The sequence below is a fragment of the Burkholderiales bacterium genome (assembly GCA_036262035.1).
Taxonomy (GTDB): Bacteria; Pseudomonadota; Gammaproteobacteria; order Burkholderiales; family SG8-41; genus JAQGMV01.
The window spans coordinates 414,996-423,497 of the sequence record DATAJS010000005.1; the positions used below are offsets into that span (position 1 = coordinate 414,996).

Annotated in this window: 6 protein-coding genes; 1 reads left to right on the forward strand and 5 read right to left on the reverse strand. The window is 67.0% G+C overall.

Annotation, left to right across the window (positions count from 1 at the left end; all coding sequences use genetic code 11):
* Positions 1-16 precede the first annotated feature (16 nt).
* Positions 17-5,119, forward strand: coding sequence for a malto-oligosyltrehalose synthase (locus tag VHP37_04900; protein ID HEX2825662.1), 5,103 nt, complete (start codon positions 17-19; stop codon positions 5,117-5,119).
* 56 nt (positions 5,120-5,175) lie between these two features.
* Here the strand turns inward: VHP37_04900 and VHP37_04905 are convergent, their stop codons facing one another.
* From VHP37_04905 to VHP37_04925, 5 genes are all read right to left on the reverse strand, one after another.
* The gene (locus VHP37_04905) at positions 5,176-5,391 is read right to left on the reverse strand and encodes a hypothetical protein (protein ID HEX2825663.1); all 216 of its coding nucleotides are present in this window, start codon (positions 5,389-5,391) and stop codon (positions 5,176-5,178) included.
* 15 nt (positions 5,392-5,406) lie between these two features.
* Positions 5,407-5,919: a hypothetical protein gene (locus VHP37_04910; GenBank protein ID HEX2825664.1), complete on the reverse strand. Its 513-nt coding sequence runs from the start codon at positions 5,917-5,919 to the stop codon at positions 5,407-5,409.
* A gap of 236 nt (positions 5,920-6,155) precedes the next feature.
* Complete coding sequence (locus VHP37_04915; protein HEX2825665.1) at positions 6,156-7,250, reverse strand: PA0069 family radical SAM protein; 1,095 nt, start codon at positions 7,248-7,250, stop codon at positions 6,156-6,158.
* A 5-nt stretch (positions 7,251-7,255) separates the two neighbouring features.
* On the reverse strand, positions 7,256-8,269 hold the full coding sequence (locus VHP37_04920) for an integron integrase (protein ID HEX2825666.1): 1,014 nt from the start codon (positions 8,267-8,269) through the stop codon (positions 7,256-7,258).
* 96 nt (positions 8,270-8,365) lie between these two features.
* Positions 8,366-8,502 (reverse strand): IS630 family transposase (locus VHP37_04925; GenBank protein ID HEX2825667.1); only part of this gene is annotated, 137 nt, incomplete at its 5' end.

Here is an 8,502-nt window from a genome sequence, read left to right on the forward strand (position 1 = left end):
CGACATGAACGCCCCGATGACCCAGCAAGCCCATTCCCGATCCGCGCTCGACGCCCTTTGCACTCGTTTCGGCGTGGTCTCCGAATACGCCGACATCTGGGGCAACCGCCAGCGCGCTTCCGATGCGACGCGCATCGCGCTGCTCAAAGCCCTGGGCGCGATCGAGGACGAATCGGACATCGAAGGCGCCGTTCAGCGGCACGAGGCGCTCGCATGGCGCGAAGTCGTGCCGCGCGCGGCGGTCTTCGCCGTCGACGAAGCGCCCTATCGCATGCGCTTCCGCTTTCCCGAAACGCAATCCGGCACGACCTACAACTGGACGTTCGACATCGAAGGCGAAGGCCGGCGCGACGGTGTGTTCCGGCCGAGCGACCTTGCGACGGTCGACCGCGCCGAGATCGACGGCGAGCGCTACGTCGAGGTGGCGTTCGACTGGAACGACCGCCTGCCGTACGGCTATCACCGTTACACGCTCGAAGGGCCCGGCCTTTCCGCGGACGACTGGGTGATGCTCATCGTCGGCCCCGCAAGCTGCTATCTGCCGCCGGCGATCGAGGCCGGCGCGCGCGTCTGGGGACCGGTCGTGCAGCTCTACAGCGTGCGCTCCGAGCGCAACTGGGGCATGGGCGACTACACCGACTTGAAATCGGTGGTCGAGCGCTGGGGCCAGCGCGGCGCGGGCGTGGTCGGCGCCAATCCGCTGCACGCGCTCTACCCGCACAACCCGCTGCACATGAGCCCGTACAGCCCGTCGTCGCGGCTCTTCTTCAACGTGATCTACATCGACGTCGAGGCGGTGCCCGACGCGCGCGAGTCGGCCGAGGTGCTGGCCGCGATGGGCACCGCCGGGTTCCAGACCAAGCTCCAGGCCGCGCGCGGCAGCGAGCTCGTCGATTACGCGGCGATCTCGGCGCTCAAGTTCCCGCTGCTCGAGCTCGCCTACCGTCACTTCAGGCAACACCACCTCGAGCCCGACGCGGAGCGCGGCCGCGCGTTCCGCGATTTTCAGAAGCACGGCGGCGAGCGCCTGCGGCGCCACGCGCTGTTCGAAGCGCTGCAGGAGCATTTCCATCGGCAGGATCAGTCGATGTGGGGCTGGCCGGTGTGGCCCGAAGCGTATCGCCGCCCCGACGCGCCCGAAGTCACGCAGTTCGCGCAAGACAACGTCGAGCGCATCGAGCATTACGAATACCTGCAGTGGCAGGCCGCGCTGCAGCTCAGCCGGGCGAACGCGCGCGCGGACGAGCTCGGCTACGGTGTCGGCGTCTACCAGGATCTTGCGATCTCCATCGACCGCGGCGGCGCCGAGAGCTGGGCGAACCAGGAGGTCTACGCGGTCGGCGCGAGCGTGGGCGCGCCGCCGGACGAAGTGAACCTCAAGGGCCAGAACTGGGGCCTGCCGCCGCTGCGGCCGGAAGCGCTCAAGCACGCGCGCTATGGCCCGTTCATCGACACGCTGCGCGCGACGATGCGCTACGCCGGCGCGCTGCGCATCGATCACGTCATGGGCCTGTATCGGCTGTACTGGATACCGCCCGGCGCCTCGGCCGCCGAAGGCGCGTACGTGTGCTATCCCTTCAAGGACCTCGTCACCATCCTCGCGCTCGAAAGCCGTCGCAACGAGTGCATGGTGATCGGCGAGGACCTTGGCACGGTGCCCGACGAAGTGCGCGAAGGTCTTTCGCGCGGACACGTCATGTCGTATCGCCTGATGATGTTCGAGCGCGACAAGGACGGCGAGTATCTGCCGCCGGACGTCTATCCGGACAACGCGCTGGTCGCGGTGTCGACGCACGACCTCGGCACGCTCACCGGCTGGTGGGAAGGCCGCGACATGGAGGTGCGGCAGGCGCTCGATCTCTTCCCGTCCGAGGAAGTCCGCAGGAAATTCGTCGCGGGCCGGGTGCAGGAGCGTGCGCGCCTCGTCAAGGCGCTCGAGCGCGAGAAGCTCGTCGAGCCCGGCGCGATCGATCCCGACGAGTCGCCGATGACGCCCGAGCTCTCGCGCGCGGTGCACGAGTATCTCGCGCGCAGCCCGTCGCGGCTGATGGGCGTGCAGCCCGAGGACGTGCTGCTGGTGCGCGAGCAGGCGAACATGCCGGGCACGGTGGACGAGCATCCGAACTGGCGGCGCAAGCTGCCGATCTCGCTCGAGGAGATGGACCGCGACCCGCGCTGCCTCGAGATGACCGCGATGCTCCAGCGCGTCCGACCTTCGCCGGAGACCGCGCGCCCAAAGCCGGGTGAGCTGCAGGCGAAGATTCCCCGCTGCACGTATCGCCTGCAGCTCAACGCCGGATACACCCTGAACGACGCGACCGCGCTGATCCCTTATCTCGCGCGGCTCGGGGTATCGCACCTCTACTGCTCGCCGTACCTCAAGGCGCGGCCCGGCAGCACGCACGGCTACGACATCATCGACCACAACGCGCTCAATCCCGAGATCGGCACCGCGGAGGATTTCGAGCGCTTCGTGGAGACGCTGTCCCAGCACGGCATGGGCCACATCCTCGACATGGTGCCCAACCACATGGGCGTCATGGGCGCGGACAACGCGTGGTGGCTCGACGTGCTGGAGAACGGGCCGGCGTCCGCGTACGCCGACTTCTTCGACATCGAGTGGCACCCCGCGAACCCGGCGCTTGAAGGCAAGGTGCTGGTGCCGGTGCTCGGCGACCAGTACGGCCACGTGCTCGAGCGCGGCGAGCTCAATCTCTCGTTCCACGCCAAGCGCGGCGAGTTCTTCGTGTGCTACTACGACCACCGCTTCCCGCTCGCGCCGCGCCAGTACCGGACCATCCTCGAAGCCGCCGCCGCGACGCTGCACGGCGACGTCCCCGCCGACGCGAAGGCCGAGCTCGAGAGCATCGCGTCAGGCTTCCAGAACCTGCCGACGCGGCGCGAGACCGACGTCGAGAAGAAGCTTCGCCGCCAGCGCGACAAGGAAGTGCACAAGCGCCAGCTCGCGCGCCTTGCCGCCGAGCACGAAGGCGTCGCGAACGCGGTCGACCGCGCGGTGCAGGCGCTGAACGGCAGGCCCGGCGACGCGGCGAGCTTCGAGAAGCTGCACGGCATGCTCGAGCAGCAGGCGTATCGCCTCTCGTCGTGGCGCGTGGCGGCCGACGAGATCAACTATCGCCGCTTCTTCGACATCAACGACCTCGCCGCGCTGCGCATGGAGCACGAGCACGTGTTCGACGCGACCCACCGCTTCGTGCTCAAGCTGTGCGCCGAGGGCAAGGTCGACGGGCTGCGCATCGACCATCCCGACGGGCTGTACGATCCCGAGCAGTACTTCCGGCGATTGCAGGAGCGCTACGCGCAGGCAGCGGACATCGTCGCCGAGCCGGGCGAAGACGGCAGACCGCCGCGCCCGCTCTACGTCGTCATCGAGAAGATCGCGGCCTCGCACGAGAAGATGCCCGAGTCGTGGGCGGTCTACGGCACGTCGGGCTACCGCTTCGCGACGGTGGTCAACAACGTGCTCGTCGACTGCACCGCGGCCGACGAGATGGAGCGCGTCTATCGCGCCTTCGCCCCTGAAGCCGAGGATTACGAAGAATCGGTGCACGACGGCAAGCGTGCGGTGCAGCGCGCCGCGCTGTCGGCGCCGCTGATGATGCTCGCCACCGAGCTCTCGCGCGTCGCGCTGGCCGACCGCCGCACGCGCGACTACACGCTCAACAGCCTGCGGCGCGCGCTCGCCGAGGTCGTCGCGTGCTTCCCGGTCTATCGCACCTACATCGTCGATGGGCCTTCGGCGCAGGACCGCCGCTACATCGAGTGGGCAGTCGCGCAGGCGCGGCGTCGCAGCCGGGCGGCGGACACCGCGATCTTCGAGTTCCTCCGCCGAACGCTGCTCGCGGAGGCGCCCGAGGACGCACCGCCGGCCTTGCGCGAGCGCATCCGCGCCTTCGCGATGAAAGTGCAGCAGTTCACCGCACCGGTGACCGCCAAGGGCATCGAGGACACCGCGTTCTATCGCTACAACCGCCTGGTCTCGCTCAACGACGTCGGCGGCGATCCCGGCCAGTTCGGCATGCCGGTGTCCGCTTTCCACGGCGCGAGCGCCGAGCGCGGCGCGCACCGGCCGCACACCATGCTCGGCACCTCGACGCACGACAACAAGCGCAGCGAGGACGTGCGCACGCGCATCGACGTGCTCTCCGAGATGCCCGCCGAGTGGCGCGCGCTGCTCAAGCGCTGGGAGCGCATGAACCGCAGCAAGAAGACGGCGGTCGAGGACAAGCCCGCGCCGTCGTCGAACGACGAGTACCTCCTCTATCAGGTGCTGCTCGGGAGCTACGCGCAGGAATCGGGCGACGCGCTGGAAACCTACCGCGAGCGCATCCAGGCCTACATGCAGAAAGCGCTGCGTGAAGCGAAAGTGCACACGAGCTGGATCAACCCGAACGAGGACTACGAGAGCGCGGTGTCGGCGTTCGTCGCGGCGCTGCTCGCGGCCGGCGGGCGGAACCTCTTTCTCAAGGACCTGGCCGGGAAGAGCGCCACGCTCGCGTGGTTCGGCATGCTGAACAGCCTGTCGATGACGCTCATCAAGCTCACCTCGCCGGGCGTCCCGGACATCTACCAGGGCAACGAGATCGCCGATCTCTCGCTCGTCGATCCGGACAACCGCAGGCCGGTCGATTACGGCAAGCGCGCGGAGATGCTCGATCGCATCGAGCGCTCCGCGCAGAGCGCGAACGTCGCCCGCGACGCCAGGGCGCTCGCCGCGTCGGGACTCGACGGCCGCGGGAAGCTCTGGATCGTCTCGCGCGTGCTGTCACATCGCCGCGATCACGCCGACCTGTTCCGTCACGGCGATTACCTGCCGCTGCACGCGCACGGCGAGCACGCGGATCATGTCATCGCGTACCTGCGCCGCCACCGCGGGCGCTCGATGGTGGTGATCGCCGGCCGGCTCTTCCGCAAGCTCGGAACCGAGGAAGGCAAGCTGCCGCTGGGCCAGGCGATCTGGGGCGATACCGCGATCGAGTCCGGCCCGCTCGCGCGGCCGCTGACGAACCTGCTGACGGGCGAGACGGTGGAAGTAAAGGACGGGCGCATCCGGCTCGCGGATGCGTTCAGGTCGTTCCCGGGGGCGGTGCTGGTGTAAAGCGCGACGCGCTAGCGCGCATCCTACGTAGGGTGCGTGCTAACGCGGCGCGCCGTTCAACGCTGCGGTCTCGGGATCCGCGCCGGCTGCAGCCTGCTCGCCAGCGCCCGCTGTCGCGGATGCACGTAGCCGTGCCGCATGGCGTGCGCCACGCAGTCGATACGTTCCTTGAAGTAATTCGCGCTCTTGCGGAGCAGACGCCCCATGTCGTCGAGCTCGAGCCAGTACCACTTGCGGCTCTCTTCTTTGCGAAACTGCCAGATCTTTTTCATGTTCGATACGATTTCTTAAATGCGTGCTGCTGTGAGCTCCCCTGTCGTGCCGCCTGGTGCAACGCGTGTGCCGGTCTTGACCTCGGCGCGCGTGCGGGCGGGTTTGTCCACCGGTACCGCGCCGTACTCGCCGAGGATGCGCTCGGCGGTCTCGATGTCGCCGCAGCAGTAGACCACCGCGTCACCCGGGACCATGCTCTCCACACAATGGCGCAGCGCCCGGTGAGGGTCGCCGACCACGAGGCATTCGGCGCGGCCCGCGCTGCGCACAGCGCGCGCGAACATCGCGGCCGCGTGGCTGCCCGTCGCGCAGCCCGCGTCGCACGATTCGCAGATCACGACGCGGTCGAACGCCTGCGCCGCGCGGCCGAGCTCGGCGAGATCGTCCGCGGTCGCGCCCGCCGGCGCGCCGGTGATCGCGATGAAGTGATGCTCGCGCCAATCGGCTGCGATGGCGCTCAAGCCTTCGGCGCCGCGCCGCACCGCGGCCTCATCGAGGACGATATAGCCGCCGTCGAGGCGGAACAAATTCGGTTTCGTAATGCCGGGATTCGAGGTGCTGCGTGCGCGCGGGCTGAGCGCCGATCTTTTTCGGGTTTTCATCAGAAGCGTGAAGGTTCGTTGCCGAATGTCCCGTCGCAAGTGTCGTGCCACCACGACAGCGCCTGCGGGCTCGTCCGGACGCCCTCATTCAGCGCTCGCGCCGGCATCGCTACCGCCCTTGTTTTTACGGCAGCGTGTAAACGTTACCCGCCCCATCCTTCTCAGAAGAGCTCCATCTGGTCCGGCTTCCCCGGCACCCTGAAGAGCGTCCTGTCCAGGCCACGCGCGCGCTGCGTGTTGTAGCCGATGCGCTTCGCGGCGATGTCGAAACGCTTCTCCAGCAGCTCGGCCAGCAGTCCCGCACCGACCATGCGCGAGCCGAACCCCGGATCGTTGTCCTTACCGCCGCGCATCTGGTGCACGCGGCTCATCACATGCTTCGCCTTGAGCGGATAGTGGCGCTCCAGCCAGTCCTTGAAGATGTCCTTCACTTCCCACGGCAGGCGCAGCAGCACGTAACCCGCCGAGCGCGCGCCGTGCTCCCACGCGGCTTCGAGCACCGGCTCGATCTGGTCGTCGGTGAGAAACGGAACGACGGGCGCGACCAGCACACACACCGGGATACCCGCGTCGGACAGCGCCCTGATCGCCTGCAGCCGGCGCCGCGGCGCCGAGCAACGCGGCTCGAGCCTGCGCGCGATCTCGTGATCGAGGTTGTTGCACGAGATCGTCACCGCCGCGAGCCCTTTCGCCGCCATCGGCGCGAGGATGTCGATGTCGCGCTCGATCCCCGCGTTCTTGGTGATGATCCCCACGGGCTGGTTGAACTCCGAGCACACCTCGAGCACCGAGCGCGTGACCTTCCACTGCCGCTCGATCGGCTGGTATGGGTCGGTGTTCGCGCCGATCATGATCTCGTCGCACTGGTAGCTCGGCGCCGAAAGCTCCTGCCGCAGCACTTCGGGCGCGTTCGCTTTCGCGAAGAGGCGCGTCTCGAAGTCGATGCCGGGGGAGAGATTTTTGAACGCGTGCGAGGGACGGGCATAGCAGTAACCACAACCGTGCTCGCAGCCTTGATAGGGGTTGAGCGACTGCGAGAAAAACAGATCCGGCGACTGATTGCGCGAGATGATGCTCTTCACGCGCTCCACGGTGACCTGCGTCTTGAGCGGCGGCGGATCGCCGTCTTCAGGAGTATCCCAGCCATCGTCGAACGCCTCGCGTTGAATCGTCTCGAAGCGGCCTTCGGGATTGATGCCGGAGCCGCGGCCTTTGCGAGGATCGGCGTGCTTGCCGGTGAGCGTCTTGAGCGGCATCGGCTCTACTTGCGATCGAGCGGGCTGACCACGGCGCGGCCGCCCTTGTTCAATACGTGCGTGTAAATCATCGTCGTGGAAACGTCCTGGTGGCCGAGCAGCTCCTGCACCGTGCGTATGTCGTAACCGCTGTCGAGCAAATGCGTGGCGAACGAATGTCTGAGCGTGTGCGGGGTCGCCGGTTTCGCGATGCCGGCGCGTCGCAATGCCTCGTGCAAAGCGCGCTGCACCGCCTGAGGAAGAACGTGGTGACGGCGAATTGCTCCGCCGCGAGGATCCTTCGACCGACGGTCCGCCGGGAAGACATACTGCCAGCGCCATTCACGTCCCGCGCGCGGATACTTGCGCGCCAGGGCGAACGGCAGATAGACCTCGCCATAGCCGTCCTCGAGATCGATCGCATGAATTCTCCGCGCGCGCTCGAGCTGCAGACGAAGATCGGCGATCAGCGACTCCGGCAGCATGGTCACGCGGTCGCGCAGCCCTTTGCCTTCGCGCACGACGATCTCGCGGCTTTCGAAATCCACATCCTTCACGCGCAACCTGAGCGCCTCCAGCACGCGCATCCCGGTTCCGTACAGCAGCGTCAGCACGAGACCGTGAACCCCATCGGTCCGATCGAGCAGCCGCCGCACCTCGTCGACCGTGAGGACCACCGGGAGTTTCGCGGGTCTCTTTGCCGTGACGACATCGTCCAGCCACGGCAGCTCCATACCGAGCACTTCCTTGTACAGAAACAGCAATGCGCTTCGTGCCTGATTCTGCGTTGAGGCGGTAACACGTCCCTCGACCGCCAGGTGCGTGAGGAACGCTTCGACGTGCGCCGCTCCGCACTCGCGCGGGTGAGTCATATCGCAGAAGCGCACGAACCGCCGCACCCAATCGACGTAAGCGATCTCGGTCCGGATGCTGTAGTTCTTGCGGCGAATGACGCCGCGCAACTCGTCCACCAGACGCGGGCGCGCAGGCCCGTAGTCCTGACGCGTTTGCTCGAGCGTGCAGGAAGCAGTAGCCGCCATCGCAACTCCTTTGATACGATGGGGTTGTGAAGCCGATACTGGTTATTTATACAGGTTGGACGCCGCTTTGTAAAGCGGCGCGTACGCCTACCACTTCTAGTGTGCCGTCCCGTTAATTCGCCTGCAAAGCCGTTCCAGTTTCTGGATGATCGAGTCGGCGGTGGCGGTCCATATGAATGGCTTGCAGTGTTTGTTGTATTGCTGCACGAAGCAATCAATCTTCGCGATCAGGT

Coding starts and splice junctions, on each gene's coding strand:
- VHP37_04900 (HEX2825662.1), top strand. CDS start 17: ATGACCCAGCAAGCCCATTCCCGATCCGCGCTCGACGCCCTTTGCACT.
- VHP37_04905 (HEX2825663.1), bottom strand. CDS start 5,391: ATGAAAAAGATCTGGCAGTTTCGCAAAGAAGAGAGCCGCAAGTGGTAC.
- VHP37_04915 (HEX2825665.1), bottom strand. CDS start 7,250: ATGCCGCTCAAGACGCTCACCGGCAAGCACGCCGATCCTCGCAAAGGC.
- VHP37_04920 (HEX2825666.1), bottom strand. CDS start 8,269: ATGGCGGCTACTGCTTCCTGCACGCTCGAGCAAACGCGTCAGGACTAC.